The 26,652-nt window shown below is 48.0% G+C and carries 24 protein-coding genes and 3 pseudogenes; 18 read left to right on the top strand and 9 right to left on the bottom strand.

Translation table 11 applies throughout. The features are described 5' to 3' along the window. Positions 1-19: 19 nt before the first annotated feature. The 3 genes from ACTWJ7_RS30340 to ACTWJ7_RS30330 are packed head-to-tail and all read right to left on the bottom strand — an operon-like array spanning position 20 to position 3,775. Positions 20-1,183 (bottom strand): Ger(x)C family spore germination protein, encoded by a 1,164-nt coding sequence (locus ACTWJ7_RS30340; RefSeq protein WP_301880729.1) that lies wholly within the window; start codon positions 1,181-1,183, stop codon positions 20-22. After that, positions 1,180-2,682 (bottom strand): spore germination protein, encoded by a 1,503-nt coding sequence (locus ACTWJ7_RS30335; protein ID WP_301880728.1) that lies wholly within the window; start codon positions 2,680-2,682, stop codon positions 1,180-1,182. Before ACTWJ7_RS30335 ends, ACTWJ7_RS30340 begins: the two co-directional genes overlap by 4 nt. Further along, on the bottom strand, positions 2,642-3,775 hold the full coding sequence (locus ACTWJ7_RS30330; RefSeq protein WP_301880727.1) for an endospore germination permease: 1,134 nt from the start codon (positions 3,773-3,775) through the stop codon (positions 2,642-2,644). The genes ACTWJ7_RS30335 and ACTWJ7_RS30330 overlap by 41 nt, the downstream gene beginning before the upstream one ends. 196 nt (positions 3,776-3,971) lie before the next feature. Between ACTWJ7_RS30330 and ACTWJ7_RS30325 the strand changes: the two are divergent. From ACTWJ7_RS30325 to ACTWJ7_RS30290, 8 genes and pseudogenes are all read left to right on the top strand, one after another. Next, a pseudogene (locus ACTWJ7_RS30325) lies at positions 3,972-4,864 on the top strand (NAD(P)-dependent oxidoreductase). A 244-nt stretch (positions 4,865-5,108) separates the two neighbouring features. Further along, the gene (locus ACTWJ7_RS30320; protein WP_443146178.1) at positions 5,109-5,411 is read left to right on the top strand and encodes a nuclease-related domain-containing protein; all 303 of its coding nucleotides are present in this window, start codon (positions 5,109-5,111) and stop codon (positions 5,409-5,411) included. Beyond that, positions 5,402-5,839, top strand: coding sequence for a nuclease-related domain-containing protein (locus ACTWJ7_RS30315; protein ID WP_443146441.1), 438 nt, complete (start codon positions 5,402-5,404; stop codon positions 5,837-5,839). The genes ACTWJ7_RS30320 and ACTWJ7_RS30315 overlap by 10 nt, the downstream gene beginning before the upstream one ends. A gap of 384 nt (positions 5,840-6,223) precedes the next feature. After that, positions 6,224-7,069 carry a hypothetical protein gene (locus ACTWJ7_RS30310; RefSeq protein WP_443146177.1) on the top strand — a complete coding sequence of 282 codons (846 nt, stop codon included), beginning with the start codon at positions 6,224-6,226 and terminating at the stop codon, positions 7,067-7,069. Positions 7,070-7,401: 332 nt separating this feature from the next. Beyond that, complete coding sequence (locus ACTWJ7_RS30305; RefSeq protein WP_443146176.1) at positions 7,402-8,772, top strand: ABC transporter ATP-binding protein; 1,371 nt, start codon at positions 7,402-7,404, stop codon at positions 8,770-8,772. Next, positions 8,715-8,936, top strand: a pseudogene (locus ACTWJ7_RS30300) (hypothetical protein); the annotation flags it as partial. The gene ACTWJ7_RS30305 and the pseudogene ACTWJ7_RS30300, both read left to right, overlap by 58 nt. 15 nt (positions 8,937-8,951) lie before the next feature. Beyond that, on the top strand, positions 8,952-9,239 hold the full coding sequence (locus ACTWJ7_RS30295) for a hypothetical protein (RefSeq protein WP_443146175.1): 288 nt from the start codon (positions 8,952-8,954) through the stop codon (positions 9,237-9,239). Beyond that, a pseudogene (locus ACTWJ7_RS30290) lies at positions 9,220-11,060 on the top strand (ABC transporter ATP-binding protein). The gene ACTWJ7_RS30295 and the pseudogene ACTWJ7_RS30290 overlap by 20 nt, the downstream one beginning before the upstream one ends. Positions 11,061-11,165: 105 nt before the next feature. Here ACTWJ7_RS30290 and ACTWJ7_RS30285 read toward each other — a convergent pair. Continuing rightward, positions 11,166-12,140, bottom strand: coding sequence for an NADP-dependent oxidoreductase (locus ACTWJ7_RS30285; protein WP_301880722.1), 975 nt, complete (start codon positions 12,138-12,140; stop codon positions 11,166-11,168). Positions 12,141-12,312: 172 nt separating this feature from the next. On the opposite strand from ACTWJ7_RS30285, the gene ACTWJ7_RS30280 reads away from it, so the two are divergent. Beyond that, positions 12,313-12,876 carry a TetR/AcrR family transcriptional regulator gene (locus ACTWJ7_RS30280; protein WP_301880721.1) on the top strand — a complete coding sequence of 188 codons (564 nt, stop codon included), beginning with the start codon at positions 12,313-12,315 and terminating at the stop codon, positions 12,874-12,876. 122 nt (positions 12,877-12,998) lie between these two features. Here the strand turns inward: ACTWJ7_RS30280 and ACTWJ7_RS30275 are convergent, their stop codons facing one another. Continuing rightward, positions 12,999-14,987 (bottom strand): DUF4832 domain-containing protein, encoded by a 1,989-nt coding sequence (locus ACTWJ7_RS30275; RefSeq protein ID WP_301880720.1) that lies wholly within the window; start codon positions 14,985-14,987, stop codon positions 12,999-13,001. A 642-nt stretch (positions 14,988-15,629) separates the two neighbouring features. On the opposite strand from ACTWJ7_RS30275, the gene ACTWJ7_RS30270 reads away from it, so the two are divergent. The 5 genes from ACTWJ7_RS30270 to ACTWJ7_RS30250 all read left to right on the top strand — a co-directional run bounded on the left by ACTWJ7_RS30270 (position 15,630) and on the right by ACTWJ7_RS30250 (position 21,179). Then, the gene (locus ACTWJ7_RS30270) at positions 15,630-16,730 is read left to right on the top strand and encodes a Gfo/Idh/MocA family protein (RefSeq protein WP_301880718.1); all 1,101 of its coding nucleotides are present in this window, start codon (positions 15,630-15,632) and stop codon (positions 16,728-16,730) included. 11 nt (positions 16,731-16,741) lie between these two features. Beyond that, positions 16,742-17,632 carry a carbohydrate ABC transporter permease gene (locus ACTWJ7_RS30265; RefSeq protein ID WP_079349924.1) on the top strand — a complete coding sequence of 297 codons (891 nt, stop codon included), beginning with the start codon at positions 16,742-16,744 and terminating at the stop codon, positions 17,630-17,632. Between the two features lie 12 nt (positions 17,633-17,644). Further along, positions 17,645-18,478 carry a carbohydrate ABC transporter permease gene (locus ACTWJ7_RS30260; RefSeq protein ID WP_285077710.1) on the top strand — a complete coding sequence of 278 codons (834 nt, stop codon included), beginning with the start codon at positions 17,645-17,647 and terminating at the stop codon, positions 18,476-18,478. A gap of 70 nt (positions 18,479-18,548) precedes the next feature. Further along, positions 18,549-19,892: an ABC transporter substrate-binding protein gene (locus ACTWJ7_RS30255; protein ID WP_301880716.1), complete on the top strand. Its 1,344-nt coding sequence runs from the start codon at positions 18,549-18,551 to the stop codon at positions 19,890-19,892. Positions 19,893-20,150: 258 nt separating this feature from the next. After that, positions 20,151-21,179, top strand: a complete 1,029-nt coding sequence (locus ACTWJ7_RS30250; protein ID WP_301880715.1) for a LacI family DNA-binding transcriptional regulator — start codon at positions 20,151-20,153, stop codon at positions 21,177-21,179. Between the two features lie 136 nt (positions 21,180-21,315). Here ACTWJ7_RS30250 and ACTWJ7_RS30245 read toward each other — a convergent pair whose 3' ends face one another. From ACTWJ7_RS30245 to ACTWJ7_RS30230, 4 genes are all read right to left on the bottom strand, one after another. Beyond that, positions 21,316-21,921, bottom strand: a complete 606-nt coding sequence (locus ACTWJ7_RS30245) for a DUF4179 domain-containing protein (RefSeq protein ID WP_301880714.1) — start codon at positions 21,919-21,921, stop codon at positions 21,316-21,318. Between the two features lie 97 nt (positions 21,922-22,018). Next, a complete protein-coding gene (locus ACTWJ7_RS30240; protein WP_079349920.1) occupies positions 22,019-22,600 on the bottom strand; it encodes an RNA polymerase sigma factor in 582 nt (193 codons plus the stop codon). 329 nt (positions 22,601-22,929) lie between these two features. Then, positions 22,930-23,589 (bottom strand): helix-turn-helix transcriptional regulator, encoded by a 660-nt coding sequence (locus ACTWJ7_RS30235; protein ID WP_443146174.1) that lies wholly within the window; start codon positions 23,587-23,589, stop codon positions 22,930-22,932. Next, on the bottom strand, positions 23,529-23,834 hold the full coding sequence (locus ACTWJ7_RS30230) for a hypothetical protein (RefSeq protein ID WP_443146173.1): 306 nt from the start codon (positions 23,832-23,834) through the stop codon (positions 23,529-23,531). Before ACTWJ7_RS30230 ends, ACTWJ7_RS30235 begins: the two co-directional genes overlap by 61 nt. Positions 23,835-24,021: 187 nt before the next feature. On the opposite strand from ACTWJ7_RS30230, the gene ACTWJ7_RS30225 reads away from it, so the two are divergent. Genes ACTWJ7_RS30225 through ACTWJ7_RS30210 form a run of 4 tightly spaced genes read left to right on the top strand, consistent with a single transcriptional unit; the run spans position 24,022 to position 26,627 of the window. Next, complete coding sequence (locus tag ACTWJ7_RS30225) at positions 24,022-24,663, top strand: carbohydrate-binding family 9-like protein (RefSeq protein ID WP_301880713.1); 642 nt, start codon at positions 24,022-24,024, stop codon at positions 24,661-24,663. A gap of 50 nt (positions 24,664-24,713) precedes the next feature. Then, on the top strand, positions 24,714-25,562 hold the full coding sequence (locus ACTWJ7_RS30220; protein WP_053784037.1) for a sugar phosphate isomerase/epimerase family protein: 849 nt from the start codon (positions 24,714-24,716) through the stop codon (positions 25,560-25,562). A 55-nt stretch (positions 25,563-25,617) separates the two neighbouring features. Continuing rightward, positions 25,618-26,367: a Gfo/Idh/MocA family protein gene (locus ACTWJ7_RS30215; RefSeq protein ID WP_443146172.1), complete on the top strand. Its 750-nt coding sequence runs from the start codon at positions 25,618-25,620 to the stop codon at positions 26,365-26,367. Then, complete coding sequence (locus tag ACTWJ7_RS30210) at positions 26,364-26,627, top strand: hypothetical protein (RefSeq protein WP_443146171.1); 264 nt, start codon at positions 26,364-26,366, stop codon at positions 26,625-26,627. Before ACTWJ7_RS30215 ends, ACTWJ7_RS30210 begins: the two co-directional genes overlap by 4 nt. The last annotated feature ends 25 nt before the right edge of the window (positions 26,628-26,652 follow it).

Genomic DNA, 26,652 nt, shown 5'->3' with positions numbered 1-26,652 from the left:
ATTTGTTTTGTTGCGAGGGTTACACCTTCCTACGGAATTTACCCGTATATGGAATCGTAATATGAATGTTCAGCTTCTGAATGGAATCTTCCGTAAGGATCATCTTGGAGCCATCATGGGATAACTTACGCCACAGGCTCGGATTTTTGCGATAAAGCTTCTCCTGAAGTCCATAGATATCGACCCCTTTTTGCAGACCTGCGCGATATGTTTGCAAGATTTGATCCCGTAACGTTTTCTCGCTAATTTGAACCATATCATCATAGGAAATAGGGGTGAGATATTCATACAGGGCGGTCAGGTACTTGGCATCGATGTTGAAGCGAACCTCATTTCCACGAATGACAGGAACAATCTTGATGTTGGGCAAGCCGACACTGAGCACACCGTAAATGGTTCCTTCATTTTCAATAATCAATGGCGCACGCCGCATATCTTTAAGCAGCCAGTGGTAACCAGAGAGCTTGTTTTGGGGCAAATATTCAAAGTCATCCCCGGTTTTCTCAAAAAAAGCGCCGTCAATGATAAACAGTTCATGATTTTTTTTGTTCTGCGACCAATGCTCCTTGTTCATGGCGATGCAAGGCAGATAGGTTGTCGTGGATGCATCGTTATGTGTAGCAATGAGTTTGAAACTGAGCACCGGAGGAAACAGAGATTCTTCCAGAAATGAGGGAAGAGGGTTATGCAGAATGCTGTCCAGCGGCGACATATTGAAGATCGACGTGGCACTCAGAATATCCTCCAACGGATCGCGAGTGCCGTACACCCAGGTTGTGTAACGTGATTCCGGAAAACGTCCAAGCATGTCGAACACTTCCTTGATATGCTTGCTTGTCAGGATACTTTCGGCCATAACAATGGCGGTCACATGCCCCCAAGCAATATGAAGCTGGGAACTTCGGAACAGCTCGTTGACAGCCAGATTCAATGTTTTTCCCGATGCATGTCCAACCCATACCGGCGGGGATTCCGCCGTTTTGGCTGAACTTTCGCTTTTGGCTACACTGGCAAAGTCCATGCTCTGAACATACATATGGTACATTCCGTCCTTATAATCGATCCCAATCGCTTTGGCATAGTCCACCTGTTGAATCTCGTATGCACTCCAACATCCGCTGGTCACGAAACAAAGAGAGAAACTTAGCAGCCCTAGCAACCATCGTTGTATAGGCCGCTTCATTGATCATTCCCTTCTTTGCGCGGATTCTGCGTTTCCAGGTAGACAGGTCTGCGTTTCAGCCATCCCTTCGGCAGCTTGAATAAGGAGGCCACAGCCTGTTTGAAATGAAGCGGACTTAGCGGCGTCAGATAAGGAATGCCGAACGATTTCAGATCGGTCAGGTAGATCAGGAACAGGATGATGGACAGAATGAACCCGTATATGCCGAGGGATGCCCCCAGTACAAAACAGAAAAAGCGCAGAATCAGAACAGAACTGGTCAAGACCTGATTCACAATAGTAGCCCCGGCCACCACGGTTACGGCAATGACGACAATCATGAGCGGGGAAACCATCCCTGCACGGATGGCTGAATCCCCGATAATCAATCCGCCAACAACGGTCAGCGTTTGACCGATGGCGCTCGGTAGCCTTACCCCTGCTTCCCGGAACAGCTCCATGAGAAGCATAATGAGAAACATCTCAACCCCGGACTCCATGGGCAGCCCCATTCGTCCAACCGAGATCGTGGCCACCAACGGAAAAGGCAGCTGATCCATATGAAATGAAGTCAGCGCAATATAGAAGCCGGGCAGGAATATGGTCACCAATAGCCCGATAAAGCGCAGCATGCGGCCCACATTCACCGGAAGGAACGGAAAACTGGCATCCTCAGGGGATTTGAGAAGGAGAAACAGATTCACCGGGCCGATGATGGCGCTGGGATTGCCATCCACGATGAGGATGAAGCGGCCGTTCAGAAGACATTCCGCTGCAAAATCGGGTCTGCCTGTGTAATGGGTGACCGGAAACAACGTGATTTTGGAAGGAGACAATAATTCCTCCAGTTCATTCGCGGTCATGACTCGTTCCGTGTCGATTTTGCGCAGCCGATCCTTGACATCATCGATCAGCTCGGGATTGGCAATATTTTTGATATACATCAGGGCTACCTTGGTCACGGAACGCGAACCCATCAATTCGATGTTACAGGCCAGTTCGGCTGTGCGCAGCCGTGTACGAATTAAAGCGATATTAACGGACAGGCGTTCGATAAAGCCATCCCGGGCTCCGCGGATGGATACCTCCGTAGTCGATTCATCCGGCGAACGGGTAGGAATGTTGGATATATCCATGCTCCACATCGATTGAAGCGAAGGGATGCAAATGAGCAGATGACCTTCAAATACCCGCAGGGACATGAGGTCCGTTCCCAATGCGGGGTCCTGTAAATCCATCCGGGACCATTGAAGGGAGATGGACTTCTCGATATCCGATGTACGAACGAACTGAGTAATCTCGTAGGTACGGGCCAATTCGGGAAGAATAATATCGTAGATGGATTTGCTGTCCACCATACCACTGCAATACACAATGATAATCTGTGTGGGAGACTCCCCCATCATGTGCCTGCTAATAATGACGTCATCCGATCCGGCAAAAAAGGTCGTTAGATTATGCTGATTGATCCGGAATGGTTCAGTCCGATGAGGGCTCTTTGGTGTGGTTGTGAGCGGCATGAGCAGGAGCCTCCTTGTCTTTTTTGTGAATAAGTGCGGCCAGGGTCAACAGGATGGTGACGACAGATACATAAGCCAGCATGACGGGAAATTGGATATGGTTTACATAATAGTCGACGTAATCAATTCTCCACCACTGGACCGCTATGGAGCACATGATGAAAGTGACGATGAGAACAGCAATGTATCGTTTCTTCGGTCTGCGAAAATTGAGCAGATCCACAATAAGATAAATAGAGATGGCCACTCTGGCAAAAGAACCGCTCAGCCATTGGTATATGGATAGGAAATCCACGTGCTGAAGCAATTTCCCGATATTCACCAGCTTCCATTGCTCATAAGGGGTATTTCGTTGTTTCGCGGCTTCCTCCGGACCAAACTCAACGATGGCTCCCAACGTTGGGCCAATGGCCATAGTGAGCATGAATAGCCCGAGCAGCAGAAGATGCCACCAGCGAATTTTGCTTTTGATATCATGTTGAAACAGCATCAAAATCCAGATTTCCATCAGTCCGGCAAGCGAATAGACCATGCCTCTCAGGACAGGACCGGTACCATATTCCATAATCGGGAACAGCTGTCCATAGTCTTTATATTTCATGTTGGCTGACATCACGAAGTATCCAAGCAGGATCACGAAGGGAAGCAGAAGGCTGGAGGTCATGGCAATGGAACGTATGCCTTTGGCAGCCGCCCAAGCAGCAACCAGTGCACCGCCGCCTGCGAGCACGTAAGGTGGGGTGAATTGCAGGTAGGTGGATACCGTCCAGTTCGTTGTTTCATATAGGGTATGTGAGCCAAGTGAAAGCAGCAAAATTGAAGCAGTAATGCGGAAAATCCATGAAGGAATTGCACCAAATTCCCGCGTAATCCAGTCCGTCAAACGCTGTCCGCGTACCCGTCGGATGATCACAAACATCATACATAGAAACAACATGAAGAAAGGGGCAGCAGCCACGACCGATAGCCATCCATCTCTGCCTGCATAATCCAGAATCGCCGGAATGGATAGAACATGGCATACAAGTCCTGCACTTAACAAAATAATGGAAAAGGACAGCCATATCGTGATTTCTCCCTTTTCACGGCTCATGGGAATCCTCCTTTCCGTTCAAGGAAGTTTCCGTTAGGTTGTACAACATATGGGATTTCGATTCCTGTTTCATTGTTTTTGGACAGAAATGCGGAAACAGATAGACGGCCGCGCGCGAAAGCATTAACATACAGATATAGCAAGTTTAGAAGACAAGTTCCAACTGGAGCAGAGAGAAATAAGGAGGAGACCTACGATGACCAATACGACAAAGGCACCTGCAGAGACGAAAGTTGGCTTTATCGGTACAGGCGTGATGGGCAAAAGCATGGCAGGTCACATCCAGCAGGCAGGTTACCCGCTTCATGTCTATACGCGCACAGCAGCCAAAGCGGAAGCGCTCGTGAAGGAAGGTGCTGTATGGCATGACACCCAGGCAAACTCGCAGCAGAGTGTGATGTCATCATCACAATGGTGGGGTATCCGAAGGATGTCGAGGAGATTTATCTCGGTGAGAATGGTCTCGTGGCGAACGCCAAACCAGGCTCGTACCTGATTGATATGACTACATCCAGTCCGCTGCTGGCTGCACGGATCTATGAAGCCGCTGAAGCCAAAGGACTGCATGCATTGGATGCACCAGTTTCCGGTGGAGATATTGGAGCACGGGATGGCAAGCTGTCCATCATGGTGGGTGGTAGTTCGGAGGCTTTCGAAGCAGTTCGTCCGTTGTTCGAGCAGATGGGGACCAATATTGTGCTGCAAGGCAAGGCGGGAGCGGGGCAGCATACCAAAATGTGCAACCAGATCGCCATTGCTTCAGGCATGATGGGTGTATGCGAGGCGCTTGCCTATGCCAAGACATCAGGTCTGGACGCGGAGAGTGTGCTGAAGAGCATCGCTACCGGTGCAGCCGGAAGCTGGTCGCTTAGCAATCTCGGTCCGCGCATGATCGCAGGCGATTATGAGCCTGGATTCTATGTGAAACATTTTATCAAAGATATGGGTATCGCTCTTGAATCCGCCAAAGCGATGGGCATGAAGACGCCAGGACTGGCACTGGCCGAATCTTTGTATCAGGAAATCTCAAGGAACGGTCTAGATGAGAAGGGTACACAGGTGCTTTACACATACTATTTACAGGCTTAATCGCCACAACCAGAACACAGCGCGTTCTTTTTCTTCCATAGAAAGGAATGCGCTGTTTTTTTAAAATCTCCCCTTCTATGCGTCTAAAGTCACAGGATTGGTTAATAAACTGTATATACTTTAGGTTAAGCCGTGTATTTTTGGTCCTCTTCCCTTTATTTTTGCCCCTCTTTATCCGACATAAGTAATAGAAGTATACATAATGGATGTGCGAAACCCACACTACATAGAACGGAGCTTGCCCATGTTCAAAAAAATCCTGTCTCTGTTCAAGTCACAGCCAGAGCTCGCGAACCAGATCACAGCTTCCGCTTCATCTTTGCCCTCAACGGCGCCTATTCCTACACGTATGGTCCGCAGTCGACGCAAAGCAAAATCCGATGGGGATTGGACCCGTCAGCCAGAGGAACCTACCACTGCCCAGCAGCTGCATGGACTTCCGGGTGAATACAAAGTTCTCAATGACTTGCTCGTTGCCAATACCAAGTCCCGATCGGGTTATTCATCCATTGATCATGTCGTCATTGGTCCCCGGGGATCTTTGTAATTGAGACACGAAACCTGACAACGGGTGAGATCCGCGGCGGCCGAAGAGAGGCCAACTGGACCGTCAGCAGCAGCCGAATCAAGATGTATAACCCACTGATGCAGCACCGTGGGCATGTAGAGGCCATTCAGGCACACCTCGGTGATTATAAACGAGTTCGTCTCGTCTCGATGGTGACTTTCACCAATCGCTGTCGGATCAGCGTTGATCCTGCAGTGCGTTATGTCAATTCGGATGAACTGATTATCTATGATCATGAACTGGTGGAGACGATTCTGCGTAAAACGGAAAGGCTTGAGACAGAGGTCCCCGAAACGTTATATAAAGAGCAGGATATTCAGGCGATCTACAACTTGTTGTCCGCAGTTAATTCCACGGATCCCCAGATCCGGGCTGATCATATGGAGAAGGCCAAAGGTATCAAATAAGAGGTACCTGAACCTGCTGCATCAATCAAGCGCGACAAAATGGGAATGCATGGGTTTTGGTTTGTACTCTTCGTTTCGGTCCATCACTTGATATAAAGGGTGGATGTAATGAAGTACACAGGATACACATAAACACGGTTGTCCTTTCAGGGGTGACCGTTTTTTTTTGTGATTTGTCTGTGAAATTAGGAAATAGGTGAGGTTACATAAGGATGCAGGCATATTGTCGTATACACCCAGTATTTAACTTATGATAAAATAAAGACCAGATTATATGCTGAATAATCCATGTTATCGGAAAGGGTCTTTATGAACCAGGTTGTTCATGCAGTAAAGTAGAGGTTAACGTAGTCGGATACATACATAAGACAAGGGGAAGATTACATGATGAGATGGAACCATAGAATCAAGATGTTTACAGCCATTTTCAGCTTGGCAGCTGTTCTGACCGCCTGTGGTGGTGGGGCGAAGGAAGCAGCAACGAAGGATTCTGCCCAGGATGCTGGTGCCTTAGCCACAGCGAACCATAGCACCGACACTTCAACGACTGAAACGTCGTCAGCAGATACGAATGAAGCTGACGATGCGGACACATCCTCGAATTCGGCTGCAACAGGGTCTTCATCGGATGAAGGCAAGATTGGCTTGGACTCGACACTCCAAGAGTTACAGCAGAAGTACGCCGACAAGCTTGGCTATATTCGGATTCCGATTAAGGATCATCCGGTGCGCCGGGTCAGTGAGGAAGGCTCCAAAAATATTAATATTGCCAACTACAGTGATGCAGTAGTGAACATGAACACAGGTATTCCGATCCATTCCGATTCACAACGTCTGATCGATGATGCCTTTCCTTTTTTCACAACCGTTCAGGCACCAGAAGTGTCCTATGTATCATGGGAAGAAGCAACCAACCTGGAGCGTGCCATGGTCAAGACGTTGTTTATCTCCCGTCAGGCGCTGCTGCTCACGGAGGACGCCATGAAGAACAAGGATTACACAAGTCAGACTTTTACGGACTCAATGGATTTTTTCAAGACGGCCGCGGAGTTCGACTCGATGGCACCTGTCGCGCAGCATACGTATGACATTACCTTAACGAAACTCTACGATAAAGCCCGCGACGTGTGGGCAAGCTGGCTGCCATCGATCCGGTCCAGGACGAGGCGGCATTTGCCGAGATGTATAAGTCAGCCAGAACGGAAGCGAATAACACGATGGGGCTGCTGAACATTTTGCTGTCCACCAATGAAGAAGAACGACTGGAACAGACCTACGGCAAATAAATGTGATGCTGATGCTATCGTATGAAAAATCAACAAGCCTGAGCAATCTGTTCAGGTTTTTTTGTACCCGATGATTGTTCCCTCACCGTCCATTTCAGGTTAATAAAGAAAAGGAATGAAGATATTAGCGATTTGAAGGTTCAAAATGCGATATAATAAGCGTATTGGATACGTGAAATTTTACATAGAGTTATTGAAAGAAGAGACTAACGGAGCTGGCTGCGTGAACATACCCAATCGTCACGAACATATAGCGCTCCGGCCGGAGGAATGATTATGATCAAGCTGTTGTACTACTTGAAGAAGTACCGAGTCGCCGCCATCGCAGCACTGGTCATGATGCTGATTGAATTGACGGTCGAATTGGCACAACCCTATTTGATCTCGAAAATCATTGATAACGGTATCCAGCAGGGCGACCTGTCAGTGGTTTGGCTATGGGGCGGGGTGCTTGTGGGCAGTGCCGTTGTGGCGTTTGCCGCGGGTATTGCGAGTTCGTTTTTTGCGTCACATGCGAGTCTCGGCTTCGGTTACGATCTGCGGGAGAAGTTGTATGATAAAGTGCAAGCGTTCTCTTATGCGGTGTTTAACCGTTTTACAACATCATCCCTTATTACCCGATTGACCGGGGACGTCACACAGGTGCAGGACACGGTGTTTATGAGCCTGCGTTTCATGACGCGTGTGCCGCTGGTCGTGATTGGCAGCATGATCATGGCGGTGGTGGTGAATCCGAAGCTGGGTCTGCTGCTCGTTGTCATGGTGCCTGTGCTGCTCGTGTTTGTGATCTGGATGATCAAAAAGGCAGCGCTGCTGTTCCGCAATGTGCAGCGCAGACTGGATGCCGTCAACGGAGTCATCCAGGAAAATCTGACAGGCATTCGGCTGATCCGTGTCTTCGTCCGGATGGGCCACGAGATTGAACGCTTTGCCGGATATAGCGGCAAGCTGATGAAAGGCACGATCTCCGCGCTGCGCCTGACGGAGACAACAATGCCATTCATGCTGCTCATGATGAATGGCTGTATCATCGCCGTTCTGTGGTTCGGACGGCGTGATATCGTCACCGGAAGTGCAACCGTGGGTGAAGTGGTCGCTGTCATTAACTATTTGCTTCGCACCATCGGTGCCATGTCTGCGCTGTCCTGGATTCTGGTGACCTTCTCCAGAGCAAGCGCTTCGGCGCAGCGGCTTAATGAAGTTTTTGATACAGAGGATGTATCAGAATCAGCACATGATCAAGGATCAAGAAAAGCTGAACAAGTAGGACCGCAATCAGGACAACCAGAACAACCAGGACAATCAGGGAAATCCTTGAGTGCAGGTCATTTGGCGCAAGCTGGAAAAGGGAGTCCTGTTATCCAGGGTGCAGTTGATTTTCAAGGTGTAGGGTTCAGCTATCCGGGCAGTGAAATTACCGTGCTGGAGGATATTACGTTCTCAGCCAAACGAGGCGAGCGTATTGCCATCATGGGGGCTACAGGTTCAGGTAAATCCTCCCTGGTACAGCTCATTCCAAGGCTCTATACCGAAGATCAAGGCGAAGTGCGTATCGATGGCAATGATGCAGAACGGTTGGATATTTCCACATTGCGCGGAGCTATCGGTTATGTGCCACAGGAGGTCGTTCTTTTACCGGATCGGTAAGGGATAACATTGCTTGGGGCCGGGAGGACGCCACGCTGGAAGAGATTAAGGAAGCAGCAAGGCGTGCCCAGATTCACGAGACTATTGAGAAATTACCGAATGGCTACGATACACAGCTGGGTCAGCGGGGAGTCAATCTGTCGGGTGGGCAGAAACAACGGCTTTCGATTGCCCGTGCATTGATTCGTCGTCCAAGCATTTTGATTCTGGATGATAGTACAAGTGCTCTCGATGTAGCTACAGAAGCAAGGCTGCTGGATGCACTGGAAGAGCTGTCATGTACAACGTTTATTATTACGCAGAAGATTAGTTCAACCACCTCTGCTGATTTGATTCTGCTGCTGGACGATGGGCATCTGATTGGACAGGGGAAACACGAGGATCTGATGGATTCTTCCCAACTGTATCGCCGAATTTATGAATCACAATACGGGGAGGGTACACCACATGTTCAAAGCATTCATTGAACCTTTCCGTCAGCCTCCACCGCCGTTAGATCCCGAGACGCTGAAGGCAGGTGGAGGTCGCAAGCCGAAGGCACGGGCGAAGAACTGGTCCGGTACGTTAGGTCGGATCTGGACGTATCTGGCTCGCCGCAAGGTCAAGCTGACGATGGTGCTGCTGATGGTATTTTCCAGTTCCGCACTTGCTTTGCTGGGGCCTTATATGGTCGGTGTAGCGGTGGATAAATTCATCGATGGGGAAGCGACGAGTTCCAGCTGGACGACATTTTTATTCGGTCTGGTGGCAGTCTATATTTTCTTTTCCCTGACATCATGGCTGCAAAATATATGGATGATTGAAATTGCCCAGGAGACGGTATTCCGTATGCGGTATGATCTGTTCTCCCATCTGCACAAGCTGCCAATTCCTTTCTTCGGCAAGCGACAACAGGGTGAGATTATGAGCCGGGTTACCAACGACATCGAGAATGTCAGCGGTACATTGAACAGCTCGGCCATCCAGATATTCTCCAGTGTGTTAACACTGATCGGAACGTTTGGCGTGATGCTCTGGTTAAGTCCGCTGCTGACCTTGCTTACATTTATCGTTGTACCGCTGATGGCGATTGGCATGCGTTGGATTACACGCAGAACCGGGCCGTTGTTCAAGCAACGTCAGCGTAATCTCGGCGAACTCAATGGGTACATTGAGGAGACGTTGTCCGGACAGAAGATTATCAAGGCTTTCTCCAGGAGGAGCGGGTCATTCGCGGGTTTGAGGAACGAAATACGAAAATCCGGTTGTCCGGTTTCTGGGCGCAGACGATCTCTGGTTTTATTCCCAAGCTGATGAATGGTCTAAATAACCTTAGTTTTGCAATTGTTGCAGGCATCGGCGGGATCCTGGCGATTCAAGGTTCCATTACAGTCGGGGTAATTATCATCTTCGTGGAATATGCCCGTCAGTTTACCCGTCCACTTAATGATCTTGCGAACCAGTGGAATACGTTGCTGTCTGCAATTGCGGGGGCAGAGCGAGTGTTCGAAGTGCTGGATGAGGATGAGGAAGCGAAGGATGAAGGCGCAGCAGTATCTCTCGAAAAGGTGGAGGGAGCCGTTCGCTTCGACAAGGTATCCTTTGGATACGATGAAGGACGCAATATTTTGCATGAGATTAACTTTGAAGCGAAGCCGGGTGAGATGATCGCTTTGGTAGGGCCGACGGGGGCCGGGAAAACAACGCTGATTCAGCTGTTATCCCGCTTCTACGATCCTACAGCCGGTACGCTGACAGTGGATGGACGTGACATTACGACTATTCGGCGTGAGAATTTGCGCTCACATATGGCATTTGTACTCCAGGATTCATTCCTGTTCCAGGGCACGATTCGGGAAAATATTCGTTTCGGGCGTCTGGATGCGACCGATGAAGAGGTGGAGGCTGCTTCAAGGCTGGCGAATGCACACTCCTTTATCATGCGGATGAAGGACGGGTACGACAAAGTGCTTCAGGCCGACGGAAGCGGCATCAGCCAAGGGCAGAAGCAGCTGCTTGCCATTGCCCGGGCAATTCTGGCCGACCCGTCCATTCTTGTACTGGACGAGGCGACGAGCAGTATTGATACCGTCACGGAGATCAAAATCCAGGAAGGGCTGCAGCGCCTGATGCAAGGCCGCACCAGCTTTGTCATCGCCCACAGGCTGAACACGATCCGCCAAGCCGATCGCATTCTTGTACTGAAGGATGGTCAGCTGCTGGAGCAAGGCTCGCATGACGCATTGCTCGAACAGGGCGGCTTCTACAGCGAGCTGTATTACAGTCAGCTGCGAAACAAGGCGCAATAGTATAAAAAAGAGCAAGTAACGGAACCTTGAAAGTGTTCAGTACTTGCTCTTTTTGCTGCTGCAAGTGGGACATCCCAGTTTCTTGAGCAACAATAGAGAGGTAGATTATCTATTAATAACATCCCTCTGAATAACTATTTTGCCTCTCTTATTCCGTGTGTCGTAATATTTATGAGCTTCGGCTACACCTTGGCGGGTAAAGGGGAATACGTTGTCTACATGTATATCGAGCTTATTCGTCTGAATCCATTGGATAAACGCTTCCCAATCGTTAGCATTGGGGCTGATCAAGGCAAACTGGGCATCAATTCCACGGATGAGAGGTCGCGTCGCAATCACCGGATTTACAAGGGAAATGAACGTCCCATTATTCTTTAATATGCTGTAATTTTTCAGTTCTGTTGCTCCGATTCCCGTGACTTTATCGACAACCGGGTCACGAACCATATCCAGCACGACATCAACAGGACTCAAAGTCTCAGCAAAATCGGTTGTTGTATAATCAATCACTTCGTCGGCACCGAGCTGAAGAACAAATGAATGATTATGGGCTCGAGCCGTGGTGATCACATAAGCGCCGTGTTGTTTGGCTAATTGTATGGCGATGTGTCCTACGCCACCTGCACCGGCGTGGATCAGAATACGCTGTCCCGCCTGCAGTTTCCCATAGTGAAATAAGGCTTGCCAGGCCGTCACGCCGGACGCAGAGACCGAAGCAGCTTCTGCATCGGAAAGGGACTGTGTTATCACAGCAAGATCGCATTCTTCCACAGCGACATGTTCGGCGTAACCACCGCCTGTACGAGACACCGCAATAACGCGATCCCCGATTTGTGCACGCGTAACCTTACTCCCTGTGGCCACGACGATTCCGGTTATATCGACTCCAAGAACATGAGGGAATTGCACGGGCATGAAATGCCGGAATGCTCCGGTTCTGATCAGTTGATCCGCTGAGGATACGGTGGTTGCCCTCATCTCCACGAGCACCTGTGTATCACTAATATGTGGTATATCGCGCTCCTGCTCCGCAAAAACTTCTGAGCCTCCATAATTCTCTATCACTACTGTTTTCATCATAGGCCTCCATTCGGTATTGCTGGCTGTCAGTTGATTTGTTCCCAGCCGTTCAATATAATGATCGTACTTATAATGGGATTGGACGACAATTGTTAAAACAGTGGAATGTGTATAATAATGAACACAATTCACTGTTTTGTTTAGCTCAGATCCGATAATAAAAGGAGTAGGTATGGACAGAAGAATACAAAAATCACGTGAATCGATTATAGAGGCTTTTATTCAACTGCTGTCCGAAAGAAAATTCGAGCAAATCACGATTAATCAAATTGCAGAGCGAGCCAATGTAAGTCGCGGAACGGTTTATTTGCATTTCATGGACAAGTTTGATTTGTTGGATCAGTGTATAAAATCCCATTTGGTGGAAATGATCGAGAGCAGTCTCTTCTGCGGAGTCACTGGCATATTTCCTTCCAAAGAAGCTCTGCTGCACAGTTTTCGGTATCTGAAGGAACATGCTCTATTCTATGGTGCAGTGCTGGATGATCAAAGTGTCCCGGAATTTCGAACTCGCTTGCAGGCTGCTCTGTTGAGAGGACTGGATAAACAAATCGACATGACTGGCATCAATCAGGGAAGGAACAAGGAGATTATGCTTCAATTCCTTGCTTCCGCGCTGGCTGGCATGATTGAATGGTGGATTACCTCAGCCGAACCGTACTCCGCAGAAGAATTGGTTGATGAATTATGGATTCTGATGGAACGCAATCAAATGACACCTGTGCCTCACGTATAGGGGAGAGTTGCTGGGGCTTACTGATTGTTGTGTTCGGTTGATAGATAGTTATTATCCAAAAAGAAAGAGCAGGAACGAAGGGCGCTGTGGCCCTTATTCCTGCTCTTTTCATGTCATGCCGTTTACTTCGTTACACTGCTCAGCTTGAACGAACCGTCGGTGAGCTTGTTCGTATTGGCAAAGTCCACGCCAGGTTTATTCGTTTCCGGATCAATGATCGCAATCGCAATATCATAGGTTCCGGCAGCAAGACCAGAGACCGGAATGGAGTCGGTCAGGGTGTAGGTACCCGTTTTCCACGTGGTCAGATTAACGGTTGTTGTTTTCTTGGCGACCACGGTATTGCCGCTGCGCAGTTGAATTTCAACCGGCCAGGCAAATGGGAAGTGCTGTACACCTTTGTTTTCTACTTTGATCGTCGTCGTAAACGTGCTTCCGCTAATGGTGGACGGATGCGAGATTTCCTTCACGACAAAGTGGTAACCCATTCTTTTCTTGAGTGCATCGATGTTGGCCTGCAACGCATGATTCAGAGGAAGCGAGGCAGGGGAATTCGGTCCCAGCCAGCTTGGTTTGCTTAGCTCCGTTTGACGCAACGTTTCCGTAAATCCGCTACCCGTGGTTAATGCCGCAAGCATGCCGGAAGCGCCCCCGTAAAATTCGCCGCCGGAGATGCGTGTCTCCCAGAAGTTCGCATGTGCTGGCTGCTGCTGGCCGATATCATCCCAATAGCCATTCTGGGTGCCTGTGTACCAGCCCCAATCGGCATCGAAGCTGTCTTTATGTCCAAACACATCGTTGAACATGCCCATGACCATGCCTTTGTTATTGGTTTTGGCAAGGGCAATACTGCGCCGGATCAGAACCTGCATTTTGTCCTCTTTGCCGGCAAAGGCATCGATATAATGCTGAACAAACTTGTTCGAAATATCATTGGTAGGGAAAGCACCTGTGTAATTGGTCTCGCCATTCGGTCCGACATACGGCCAAGTGTGGAACTCGCCCCAGTGTCCGAGAGAACCGATCTGGATAAAAGCAACGGGGCGATCATTCGTGTTGTACCTTGTCGCAATGGCCTCGATGGCTAATTTGTGCCGATCTTGCAGATAGGTGGAATTGTAGTTGGGAGAGAAGCCCATGTTGTTGCCTGTACCCATGCCTCCGGTTGTATCGTTATAAGCTGTTCCGGGTGATTCTCCGCGGGCAATCATGTCATTGTAGAGCCAGTCTGGAATATCCCGATGAGCCTGTCCTGTTGGGCTGTCCAGAATGAAGCGAAACACCACTTTGACGCCTTTACTTTTCCAGTAGGCGAGATTGTTGGCAGCTTCAATCGCGCTAAAATCATACGACCCTTTGGTAGACTCAAGTTCCTTCCAAGTTACTCCGGCATACACGAGCCTGTGCGGTTGTGCATATGTCGTGCTCTTGGCCGAAGGCGCCCAGCCTTTGAACGGATTGTTAAGTGGGCTGTCAAGCTCAACGGGATTCACGACGGTGTTCCCTGTCCCGCCGCCCGATCCAGCCGAAGTCAGAAGGTAAGCAGGCAGCGTTTGTCCCGCCGCAGGCAGTCTCGACGTATCCGAGCTATTGTCGATATACCCGACCCGTACCGTGCTGCCTGCACTGATTTGCAATGTAGCGAGAGGAATTGCCACCTCAATGACGGAAGCGCTGCGATAGAATTGGGAAGTAGTCAATGTGCTGTTAGAACTCCAGCTCCAGTCTGTACCGCTGCCACCATAGCGATATAATCCTGTATTTTCAAGCAGCCATTCCACACCTGTAGTTCCCCAGCCCGCTGCCTGGTAGCCGGTTGACGTATTGTTATCGGTATTGATCCAGAAGTTGCCCATCGTCGTACTCAGACCTGAACCTTGAACGAGCAGGTAGAGATTGGTTCCATCATTGGTCACTTTGAGCGTCTGGGCAGTGCCACTATTGGTCGTGAGAGCACTAACCCCGCTCCAGTCGCTGACATTGCCATCAATGGTGATGGTGGCAGCTGAGGCTTTTGGTAAGGCTCCCGCAGGCAATAGCAGGGTAATCGTAAGGACAAAAGCCATAAACAGTCCAAGGGTCAGCTTGCTTCGATCGAATAATCTTGTCACGGTATACCTCCTGAATAATGAAATTTTGGATGTTGACTTCATCTGCTCCTCCTCATGTGTCTTCATGAGAGGAGATAGGGAACCTCAGCTCCTTTCCAATCCACATTATCGCAGATCTATGACGTTTTATGTAAGAGTCATGGGAGTAAGTGAGAAATAAACAACTTAAAGGTTCATATTTTGGTTTGCGGCAAATATAAAAGTTGTTTTTATATTTGGAATCCCGCGTCTAAATTGCATTATAGGTGATGAATAAAGGAGATTCAACAGGTTTTTTCTCCAGGATTTATTGACTTTTTGATTGAAAATAAGAGTGTTTCATTAGATTTTGAACATGAATAATTTTAATTTCGTCATTATATTTGCCGCAAATAAAAATGAATACAAACTAAAGTATATGATAATAGAACAAAATTGTAAACGCTTAATTTATGATAAATAAAGAGTTATACTGTTTAGTAGTATGTAAAATAAATCACGAATATGTTGCCGCAAAATAATTTAAAATTTAGCCAAAATCAATTGACAAGCAACTAAAACTATTTTACTATCGTTACATAGTCACTATCCTGTTAGATTACTTAACATCGAATTGGCTTCATGGCATTTGCCGCAAATTTACGAGCAACGGAGAGTGTAAGCATGGGGAAGATAAAAATGGCTTTTATCGGTGTAGGAGACATGGGGTCACATCATTGCATTGGTTTTGATTTGCTCGAAGATAGTGAAGTTCGTTACATCTGTGATATGAATGAGGCGAATGTGGCACGTACGGTGGCTGAACTCAAGAACAGTAACCCCACCATCGTAAGCGATTATCGTGAACTGCTCACCAAGGAAGACTTGGATGCGGTGGTCATCAGTGTACCGAACTATTTGCACCGTGAAGTGGCGGTAGCTTTTCTGGAAGCTGGCAAGCATGTATTTCTGGAGAAGCCGGTTGCCCATACCATTGAGGATTGCGATGCCATTATAGAAGCTGCTGAAGCGTCGGGGCGAATATTGCAGATTGGGCTGGTCTATCGGTATTCGAATTTGTATCGCCGGATGGAGAAGGAATTGGAGAACGGACGTCTCGGCGATGTGAAATTAATGTGGTGCAAGGAATTCCGTGACCCGTTCCCACCTGCGGATTGGTTCTATGACAAGACCAAGTCTGGGGGAGCGATTGTAGAAAAGGATTGTCATCACTTCGATATTTTCAACTGGATGATTCAGGCGAAGCCAGTCCGTGTGTTTGCCTCTGGAGGGCAGCATGTCATGAAGCAAGGGGAGCCTAATCAGATTCAAAATTCATACAGTCACTATCCGACGAAAGAAATTTCGGACACCTCCATCGTCGATCACGCCTTTATCACCATTGATTATGATAACGGCAGCAAAGCCAATCTGGGTCTGTGCATGTATTTGAAGCCGCGCAATCTGATGGGAGAAGGGCTTGAGATCGGCCTGATCGGAGAGAATGGCGGTCAGATGGTGGCGCGGAATGACAAGACGATTGATATCGTTGGCGGGCAGGACTGGACGAAGGACCACCTGGAAATTGATGTGTCGTCGGATTCCATCATGGGTGGACATACCGGAGGACAGACCCAGCGCATTGATTTTCTAAAATGTGTACAGGAAGGCAGACAGCCTTTTGCGAGTGCACAGGTTGGTCGTAATGCGCTGCTTATTGCCCTGGCGGCAGAGAAATCCATTTTGGAAGAACGGTACGTTTATTTAGAAGAAATTTCAGGCTGAGGGGTGTCATCATGAACAGGTTGAGAAAATATGACACACTGCTGTTTTTTCTCTTCATTTTGCCTTGGATCATCGGATTTATTACCTTTTTCCTGTTTCCTTTCGGAACCTCGGTTTTCTACGCCTTTACCGATGCAAGGCTTCCGGGAGCAACCAATTTCAACTTTGTCGGCGTTGATAATTTTACACACATGATGGACGATCCTATCTTTTTGAAAAGCTTGATGAACACGATGTTTTTCGTTGTATTCGGTGTTCCGATCGTTACGGCGGGTATGCTCGGTCTGGCGATGCTGCTTAATTTTAATGTCAAAGGTATTGCCTTATTCCGCACCTTCTTCTATTTACCGACCCTGGTGCCCATCGTGGCAACGGTTATTATCTGGCGGCTGGTATTCAATTCCGAATTTGGCATCCTGAATGCCGGACTTGGTGCGCTCGGTATAGGCAAAGTGGACTGGATTGGCGGCGAACATACGATCAAGCCGGTCATCATCATGCTTCAGGTCTGGATCTCCGGCAGTGGGGTACTCATCTTCCTGGCTGCACTGAAAAATGTACCCAGACATTTGTACGAAGCTGCTGCAATTGACGGGGCAAGCGGGATTCGCCGATTTTTCCAAATTACGCTGCCGATGATCAGTCCTTCTATCCTGTTTGTCATCATTATTCAGACGATGTATAACTTTCAGATGTTTACGGAAGCACTGCTGCTATCCAAGGGTGGTCCGAACTACTCCGCCTATACGTTTGTCTACAACATTTATAAATCGGCCTTTACCGATCTGAAATTCAGCATGGCGATGACGCAATCGATTTTCTTGTTCGCTGTGATCTCGCTAGTCACCCTGATCCTGATGAAAGTATCGAACCGCTTAGTGTATTACGAGGGAGAACGATAGGAGGAGAGTTACATGAACAGCCGAAAAATAGCGGTAAAAGCGTCCCAATATACCATGCTGATCGCAGCATTAATGCTGTTCGCAGGGCCTCTGGTATGGATGCTCTCGACCATGCTGAAAACCAAAGCGGAAACCTACAAGGTCCCTCCAACCATTTTGCCGGATACATTCAGTCTGGAAGCCTTTGAACGGTTATTTGCTGTACAGCCGATGATGTGGCAGTGGATTCAGAACTCATTTATCATTTCCTTTTTTGTGGCGGCAGGCGCGGTAGTTTCGAGCTCACTTGTCGCTTACGGTTTTTCCCGCTTTGCAACCAAGTATCGGAATATTCTGTTCCCAGTGGTGCTGGTTACTTTGATGATTCCTCCATCCATTATGATGATTCCCTCATATGTCCTTTTTTCCAAGCTGAACTGGATCGACACCTGGTTGCCGCTCATTGTGCCAGCCTGGCTCGGAGGCGCCTATTATATCTTCCTGTTCCGTCAGTTTTTCATGACCATTCCCCAGGAGCTGGACGAGGCTACCTATCTCGACGGCGGCAATCGCTGGACGGTATATGCACGCGTCATTATGCCGCTGTCCAAACCGATTATTATGACGACTATTATTTTTGCCTTTGTGAATTCCTGGCTCGATTTTCTGGGGCCGTTCCTGTATATCAAAAACCCAGAGATGTTCACGCTGAGTGTGGGCTTGCAGCTGCTGATTGGTCAGACGAGTCAGGATCTGCCGGCACTTGCTGCCGGGGCATTCATCAGTATTGTGCCTATTGGTCTGCTGTATCTGTTTGCACAACGTTATATCGTCGAGGGGGTGGTGCTTACGGGCACCAAAGGGTAAAATGGCTGCCTGCTTTCCGGTTTTCAGGTGAACAGGACTTATTGATATGACTTAAAGGGGAGCTGTGTATATGAGAGCGAAGAGTAAACGGCTATTCAATGTATGGGCACTTGTGCTTGCAACGATGGTGGTGATCAGTGGATGTGGAAACGGGGGATCTTCCGAAAACGCCGACTCCACGGATTCTGGCAGCAGCCAGAACGAGCCTGTAACGATTACGTACTCCCAATGGGGAACTGCTGAAGAGCTTCATCGTACACAGGAACTGCTGGATCAGTTCATGAAGGCGAATACCGATATTAAGGTCAAGTTAGAAGGCAAGGATTGGGGCAGTTACTGGGATGGACTGACAGCCAATGCAGCTGGGGGCACTCTTCCGGACGTTTTCAAAACGAGTTATGCATACGTAGAGAAATACGCCGAGCTAGGCATTTTTAAGGAATTGGACGGCTTACTGGCGGAAAATCAGTTTGATCTGAACAATGTGGACAAAAGTCTGCTGGGACTTCACCAATATCAGGGCAAACAAGTATCCTTGCCGATCGATGCCAACGTTATCGTATGGTATTACAACAAAGCGATCTTTGAGAACGAAGCAACCAATCCTCATAAGGCCCCGGTTCCATCGCTTGAACCAACATGGGATGAAATTACCGATATTGCAACCAAGCTGACGCTGGATAAGAACGGGAAAAGCGCAGACGAAGCGGGTTTTGATGCCGGTAACATTGTGCAGTGGGGCTTGTCCATTTCACCAGGATCAACGATGGATTGGTTCCTGGAGCCAGAGCTGTGGTCCAACGGAGCGAAGCTGGTGAATGACGATGGTTCCCTTGCGCTTGAGACACCTGATGCGATGGAAGTGCTGAACTATTTTATCGATATGACCAAAAACAAAAAGATTAACACCACACCTGCACAGATTGAAGGTTTAGGTGGACAGGTGAATCTTGCGATCACTACATCCAAAGTAGCGATGAATCCGGGTGGCAGCTGGAATACAACCAACTACCAAGAGGCTGGCGTGGATTACGGTATCTCCTATCTGCCAAAATTCAAAACCAACCAGACCGTTGTTCAGCCAGCAGGTCTTGCAATCAGCTCTAACACCAAGCATGAAGAGGCGGCCTACAAGCTGCTCGCTTGGCTTGCGGGTCCGGAAGGACAGACTGAACTGGCGAAGCAGGGATACTCCATTCCGGCTAACAAGGCCGCAGCGGATGCCTATATTGCTACTGTAGGCGAAGATAATAAAATCTTCCTGGATGCACAGCAGTATGGTATTGTATCTCCCTTTACAACCAAGAAAACCGATCTGGTCTGGACGTATGGTGAGCAATCACTCAAACTTCCACTTGCCGGGGATGGTGACCTGAACGCAGCGCTGAAGGATTTGGCCTCCAAGATGCAATAAGCAGATAAAGAGGCGGAAGAGTTCCATACGTTCATGCGTTTTCTTAAAAGGATTAGAATTGCGGCAGTTATGGGGGATAGTAAGCTCCCTGACTGTCGCTTATTTTTATAAAAGGCTGCGTCTGTGCACCATTTCATTGACTTCTGCCCAGTAGAAATATAGAATTATATTTGCCGCAAATTTGTGTTAGCTGAGATAAAATTGCCCCAATATGAATGGGGTTAAAATACATAGGTAAAGGAAAGGTGGGGACTTCACATGGCAAAATTGAAGGATATTGCAGACCGCGTTGGTGTATCGATCTCTACCGTTTCACGTGTGATGAAGAACGATGTCAATCGATCGGTCAGCGATGAAACCCGCAAAAAGATCTGGGATACGGCCGAGGAGTTGGGTTATCGCTCACAGCGTCCCGCCAAGAAAAAGAAGATTGAACCTAAAACGGCTTATGCCATTGGTTGTGTGGTCGCCATTCCGCAGAACAAATACAACAGTCCTTATTTTTCAGTCATTATGGAAGGCATTGAGAAGCAGCTTGCCGAAGCGGGCATGCGGCTGGAATTTGTATATAGCATTGAGAATGACGGGGATATCGTGCAGCTGCAGTCTCTGGTGAAGGAACACCGGATTGACGGTATGATTGTCGTAGAACGAATTGATCCGGAAGCTTATCGCTGGCTCAAGGCCAATGTGCGGACTGTTGTGGGTGTAGATATCACGGACCCGAACATTCCGGTTGTCGGTTATGATCGGGAAGAGGCGGCCAGAGAGGCGACGAATCATCTGATTGCCCAAGGCCATCGGATCATTGCCTATATTGGCGGGGCAGAATTCAAGAATGATTTTTTGGAGGAAAAACGTTTTCTTGGTTATCGGCGTGCAATGACTGACGCAGGGTTGACTATTGATAATGACTGGGTAATTGATGTGAAATGGGATGTTTCGCTAAGCTACGAATTCACCAAGCAGGCATTTACCAACAATGCGAACAGACCTACAGCCATATTTGCAGCCAGTGACATGATGGCGATTGCGGCCATGCGGGCTGCAACCGAACAGGGACTCCGCATCCCGGAGGACATCGCCTTTTTTGGTGTGGATAACATTGAAATATCCGAATTCACCTCTCCGCCGTTATCCACAATCCATGTGCCTAAGCTGGAGATGGGCATGTTCGCGGTTAAACTGCTGCTCGATTATTTGGATCATCCATATGAAGTGGCTGTCAAAATGATCGTTCCGTACCGCTGCATATTCCGCCAGTCTTCCAATGGCAAAATAGAATAGAATAGCTTTTGGCAATTCGATTGATGCTGAAATCAGTAGAATTTTTTATGTTGCATTTGCTAGGTTTAAGTATAAATCAATTCGTGCAATAAAATCCCCTCTGCTGTTTGTTCAGCGGAAGGGGCTGTGTACTAAGTTATTGTGCTACTGCCTTGCTCACAGGCACTTGGAATTCATAAATATCATCGATCCCTGCCAGTTTAACCTGGAGAGTTAATTCAAATTGATCCGGGAGCGGCAGCGCGTCGTTATCGGTTGATAGTTCCAGCAACGCTGCATTCTTTTGTACAGTATGATCGGATTTGATCAATGGCATTATGCTACTTGGTAGGACTTGTTCGCCGTTAACCAGGACAATAAGCTCTTCTGTCACGAGCAGGCCTTTTTCCCTATTTTCCGAGGGGCCAATTAACCGATCCTCTGTCGTGGTTACTCCTTCGCGTTCAAGGGCAATCGACAGGCTGCTTCCATCGTGGTAAACCTCTGAAACTCTCAACGTTACGCCTTCATGGACGTCGCTTATGTCAAGCTTGGTAATAAGGCCATTCTCTGCAGCAGACTTCAGTCCGTTATCCACGTTATTATGGAATAGACTACCGATCATAGGGATTTGGCCCAGCGCATCTGCCATTACCGGTGAGATAAAGCCAGTACTGATGATCCCTAGTCCAAGTGCTGCTGCAGTAGTGCCGGCGATCAATGTTTTCTTAAGCATATTTCCTCGTTTGGTAGTCTTATTCATGGAATTCTCTCCTATTCGATTCATAATTTGTGTACTAAGACTAAACTGTGGCGTCTCGGTTTCTCGGATTATGCCTTCAATATGCTCCATTTGCTTGTCATTCGTTTGATTGCGCAAATAATCCACCTACCCTTCGTTGTTTGGTGGCTTGTTCCATGAGCTTCTGGCGCAAGCGTTGATATTTTTTTCGCACGGTTGCTGGTTTACCGTCCATGATTTGGGCAATCTCTTCAAAATTGTATTGCTCCACTGCTTTCAGCAGAAGAATGTGTCTTTCCTCCGGAGTGAGATAGGTCAGCAGCTCAGTTATAGCCGATTTCTGCTCTGGAATGTGCTCCTGGGTTTCCTCCTGTTGCTTGAAGTGTGCCATAATTCTTAACCTTCGATGCTGTTTCTTTAGTAGGTTGAGGCTGTGATGATAGGCAAGCTTGTACAACCATGCTGAGAAGGAAACAGTAGGCTGGTACCGGTGAATATCCTGATAAGCCTTGATAAAAATCTCTTGAACGGCATCTTGAGCTTCTTCCCTATTTTTGAGCAAATGATAGCAATAGATGTACATGGGCTTTTCAAATCTGTGAATGATAGAGGTATAAGCTTCATGATTTCCTGCCTTCACCAATGCAACAGCAATCTCTATTTCCTCTGTAGCTGCGGTACTAGGTCTCGCTTCTTCCAAGCGATCACCTCCTTTGCTTTTCGTCTATATAACAATCTCAAGTAGTCGTTTTGTGACATTTTTTTTGGTGTAGTCCAAAACCCATATAGTCTTGAGTTCATTCGGCTCCCTCTCGGTAGAGAGGTCGATAGTGATTCATTGTTTAACCTCGTCAAGCAGTAGTTCTGGTATGATTGCCAGCAATAGTGCAAGCCCATTAAACACATGGGAATTACGCTAATGATTGCTTACGAGGACTGGATATGGTTTTTGATTATTGCATCATTTAACTAATGGGAAACATTAGTTCAAAAAGCATGAGCAGCCTGCCGGTTGGCAGGCTGCTCTTTTTATAGCATTCTGGACAATTTCCGGTATTCCCGTGGTGAAATGCCCTCATATTTGCGGAACATGCGGCTGAAATAGTGAATGTCCGGGTAACCGCTTTGTACACCCACAGCCTCAATGGAATGATCCGTTTCCCGCAATAGTTTGCGTGCCTCGCTCAGGCGGATGGATTGAATATATTCGTTGGGCGGTATGCCCGCCATCTGTTTGAACAATTTGGCCATGTGATCCACACTCAGATTTAATTGTTTGGCGATGCTCGAATTGGTCCACGGGTCGGATGGGGCGCCCTCTATGCGTTTCATGAGTTCCAGAAGCTTATCTCCGTGCACCGAATCATGGCGTGGCGAACTTCGCCAGGATGAACGTAGCAGGTGGGTCAATAGTTGTAGCATCAAGGCTTTACATACCAGTTCATATCCCGGTTGGCGCATCGTAAATTCATGAACCAATTGCTCCATAAGCTGTACGGCAGCTGGAGAAGGGGTATACACCGGGTTGTTAGATAGCGGCGTCATGCCTTCTGCGCAAGCTTCCACTCCGAATTTATGATGCTGAACCGTCTCCTCGTTCACAACCATGTCTGCCTCGGTCTGAATGGTCAATTCGTTGAAAAAATCAAAATGAATGCCAATAAAACGTGCTTCCGGGCTGGAGACCACTTCATTCTGGTGATAGACCCGGCAGGTAGCATGATGAGCTGACCTGCCTTCAAAATATGATGTTTATCGTTCATATAAGTTGCGGCTTCACCTTGAGAGACGTACAGAAGTTCAAAATCATATAGACGCCGCTTGGCCAGCTTGCCGGGAGGAAGGCTCTGAAACTGAGCGTAATGCACGTTGGGAGACCATTCCTTGTAATGGGCGGTTCGTTGCAGAGGATATATCACTTGTTGGAGAGACATGAAATCCCATCCCTTTCTCTATGAGATTGGACAAAAATATATCTAGTTAAAACTGAACGGAATTGTGCAAATAATCTCTTTATCTCCTAAATAAATGATCACGTAAGTTATTTATAATATGTGTATTATCACATGTTCTTACGAGAGAGACAACATCACGGATTAAGCTAAAAAGGAGAGGATAACGATGCGCTCTCTCCCTATGGAACGGAGCACGAGTTATTGCTGCGAACCACTCAGGTACGTTGCACAGAGTGGATTCCCCTCGGCTGAGGATTGGGAGCGATGTGTTCCATTGAAACTGGTCGACACCGTAACAGGCAGACCACCGCATCAATCCACGGAAGTCCGTTTTGGATGGAGCCCGGAATATTTGCATATTCGCTTTGTATGCCAGGATGATCACGTCGTATCTGATTTCACGGAAAGGGATCAGCCGCTGTACGAACAGGATGTAGTTGAACTGTTCATTGATGAACAAGGGGATGGCAGGAACTATATCGAACTGGAGGTCAGTCCGCACAACGTGGTGTTTGATGCACTCATCCACAATAACGGCGCCGGTTCCGAATTGAAAGCCGATGTAACCTGGCAGCTGGAAGGTTTGCAAACGGCTGTAGAAGTGGACCGCCAGGGCAATCGGGTGTATTTGATTCATATTCCCGCCAGTAACTTCAAGTCCCCCCTAACCAAAGGGGTATGCTGGAGGGTCAACGTTTACCGAATTGACGAGAATGTGCAAGGAGAACGGGAGTATCAGGCATGGCAGCCTACGGGCGCTGTAAACTTTCATTTACCTGCCCGATTTGGATATTTTCGATTGGGATAGTTATGCATTGCTGAAGAACAGGTTTTTAAATTTTGAAGGAGGGTATTCGGATGAAAAAAGGGATTAATATATGGTCGTTTCCAGGAGATGCCTCTATTGCGGATTGTATTCAGACGGCGAAGCAAGCTGGCTTTGAGGGAATTGAACTTTCGCTTAATGGAGAAGGAGAGTTGAGTCTGTCTGCCACGGATCAGGAGGTTCGTGATATTCAGGGGCGCCTCGAAGAAGCCGGACTTGAGATTGCGGGACTTGCAACCGGATTGTACTGGGATTACCCGATGACGAGTGCCCGTCCGGAGATTCGCACGAAAGCATTGGATGTATGTAAAAAACAGCTGGAGCTTGCCTCCGCCTTTGGTGTGGATACCATTCTGGTCATTCCGGGTGCTGTAGGTGTGGATTTTATTCCAGACAGCGAAGTAACAGATTATGAAGTAGCCTACGAACGGGCCCAAGAAGCTATAGCGCATTTGCTGCCATATGCGGAACGTGCCGGCGTATCGATTGGCATTGAGAACGTATGGAACAAATTTCTGGTGTCGCCGTTAGAGCTGCGTACCTTTATTGATTCTTTTAACTCCAATTATATAGGTTCGTATTTTGATGTGGGCAATGTGGTACAGAACGGTTACCCGGAGCAGTGGGTTCGCATTCTCGGTCATCGGATCAAGAAGGTGCACTTCAAGGATTATCGTCGTCAAGCGGGTGGACTTCACGGATTTGTGGACCTGCTGGCTGGAGATGTGAATTATCCGGCGGTGATGGAGGCATTGCAGGCTATTGGTTACGACAACTATGTGACGGCCGAGATGATTCCGCCATACACTCATCATTCGAAGCAGATCATATTCAACACATCCAAAGCAATGGATGCCATTCTTGGACGTTCTCAGGAATAGAAGATACAGCTAACACTGTTTATGCAAATACAACTTTTATTTGGGAGGTAGAAACATGTTAAAAGTGGGATTGATCGGTTTTGGATTTATGGGACGTATGCATTTTGATAACTATGTGCGCCTTGCTTCCGAAGGGGAGCCCGTGGAATTGGTAGCCATCTGTGATCTGAGAATTGAGGAACTGAAGAACGGTAAAGCAGCCGGCAATATGGCGACAGAGCAAGAGGTATATGATCTCACACCTTATCGTTTGTACGACAACATCGACGCAATGCTGGAGCAAGAGGAGCTGGATATCATTGATATTACACTGCCTACGCCATTACATGCTGAACTAACGTGTTCCTTGTTGGAGAAAGGCATGCATGTCCTGTGCGAGAAGCCGGTTGCACGTCATTCGGCGGAAGGCTGGAAGATGGCAGAGACCGCTAAAGCGACCGGAAAAACACTGATGATTGGTCAATGTTTACGCTTCTGGCCAGCCTATAGCTACCTGAAATCTGTTGTAGAAGATGGTCGTTACGGATCGGTAAACGCAGGTTATTTCTTCCGGGGTTCAGGTTTGCCTCAGGAGTGGTTCCTGGATGGGGAGAAAAGCGGTGGCTGCATATTAGATATGCACATCCATGATGCGGATATTATTCACTGGCTGTTTGGTAAACCGGATCACGTATCTACGCTGGCTCGCAACGTCATTCCGGGAAGTGGTTATGATACGGTGTCCACCAACTATGTATACCCTGACGGAAAAGTGCTGAATGCCCAAGCCGACTGGACACTGGGGGAGACTATGGCTTCTCGATGACGTATCGCGTTAATTTGGAGCAGGGGAATCTGGTCTTTGAGAATGGTGAACTGAAAGTAAATCCGAATAATGCTCCCGGCTTCGTTGCCGAGCTGTCACCCGACTCGGGATACTATCACCAGCTCAAATATTTTATCCAGTCTGTTCAAGCAGGTGCACCTGTATCTGTATGTACACCGGAGAGCGCAACGGGCACGCTTGAGTTAATTGAAGCTGAGATGCGTTCGGCGGATGAGCGCGGGGCATTGGTTTCATTGTAGTAGAAAGAGCAGAACCTGTGATACG

The sequence above is a fragment of the Paenibacillus sp. 1A_MP2 genome (assembly GCF_052244825.1).
Taxonomy (GTDB): domain Bacteria; phylum Bacillota; class Bacilli; order Paenibacillales; family Paenibacillaceae; genus Paenibacillus; species Paenibacillus vandeheii.
The sequence above is the reverse complement of the archived record's forward strand: the minus strand, read 5'-3'. Positions and strand labels throughout refer to the sequence as shown.

Bases quoted from the DNA above. Each gene is read 5' to 3' on its own strand.
- ACTWJ7_RS30340 (WP_301880729.1), bottom strand. From the start codon at position 1,183: ATGAAGCGGCCTATACAACGATGGTTGCTAGGGCTGCTAAGTTTCTCT.
- ACTWJ7_RS30335 (WP_301880728.1), bottom strand. From the start codon at position 2,682: ATGCCGCTCACAACCACACCAAAGAGCCCTCATCGGACTGAACCATTC.
- ACTWJ7_RS30330 (WP_301880727.1), bottom strand. From the start codon at position 3,775: ATGAGCCGTGAAAAGGGAGAAATCACGATATGGCTGTCCTTTTCCATT.
- ACTWJ7_RS30320 (WP_443146178.1), top strand. From the start codon at position 5,109: ATGTTCAAAAAAATCCTGTCTCTGTTCAAGTCACAGCCAGAGCTCGCG.
- ACTWJ7_RS30310 (WP_443146177.1), top strand. From the start codon at position 6,224: ATGATGAGATGGAACCATAGAATCAAGATGTTTACAGCCATTTTCAGC.
- ACTWJ7_RS30305 (WP_443146176.1), top strand. From the start codon at position 7,402: ATGATCAAGCTGTTGTACTACTTGAAGAAGTACCGAGTCGCCGCCATC.
- ACTWJ7_RS30285 (WP_301880722.1), bottom strand. From the start codon at position 12,140: ATGATGAAAACAGTAGTGATAGAGAATTATGGAGGCTCAGAAGTTTTT.
- ACTWJ7_RS30280 (WP_301880721.1), top strand. From the start codon at position 12,313: ATGGACAGAAGAATACAAAAATCACGTGAATCGATTATAGAGGCTTTT.
- ACTWJ7_RS30270 (WP_301880718.1), top strand. From the start codon at position 15,630: ATGGGGAAGATAAAAATGGCTTTTATCGGTGTAGGAGACATGGGGTCA.
- ACTWJ7_RS30265 (WP_079349924.1), top strand. From the start codon at position 16,742: ATGAACAGGTTGAGAAAATATGACACACTGCTGTTTTTTCTCTTCATT.
- ACTWJ7_RS30260 (WP_285077710.1), top strand. From the start codon at position 17,645: ATGAACAGCCGAAAAATAGCGGTAAAAGCGTCCCAATATACCATGCTG.
- ACTWJ7_RS30255 (WP_301880716.1), top strand. From the start codon at position 18,549: ATGAGAGCGAAGAGTAAACGGCTATTCAATGTATGGGCACTTGTGCTT.
- ACTWJ7_RS30250 (WP_301880715.1), top strand. From the start codon at position 20,151: ATGGCAAAATTGAAGGATATTGCAGACCGCGTTGGTGTATCGATCTCT.
- ACTWJ7_RS30245 (WP_301880714.1), bottom strand. From the start codon at position 21,921: ATGAATAAGACTACCAAACGAGGAAATATGCTTAAGAAAACATTGATC.
- ACTWJ7_RS30230 (WP_443146173.1), bottom strand. From the start codon at position 23,834: ATGTCTCTCCAACAAGTGATATATCCTCTGCAACGAACCGCCCATTAC.
- ACTWJ7_RS30225 (WP_301880713.1), top strand. From the start codon at position 24,022: ATGCGCTCTCTCCCTATGGAACGGAGCACGAGTTATTGCTGCGAACCA.
- ACTWJ7_RS30220 (WP_053784037.1), top strand. From the start codon at position 24,714: ATGAAAAAAGGGATTAATATATGGTCGTTTCCAGGAGATGCCTCTATT.
- ACTWJ7_RS30215 (WP_443146172.1), top strand. From the start codon at position 25,618: ATGTTAAAAGTGGGATTGATCGGTTTTGGATTTATGGGACGTATGCAT.
- ACTWJ7_RS30210 (WP_443146171.1), top strand. From the start codon at position 26,364: ATGACGTATCGCGTTAATTTGGAGCAGGGGAATCTGGTCTTTGAGAAT.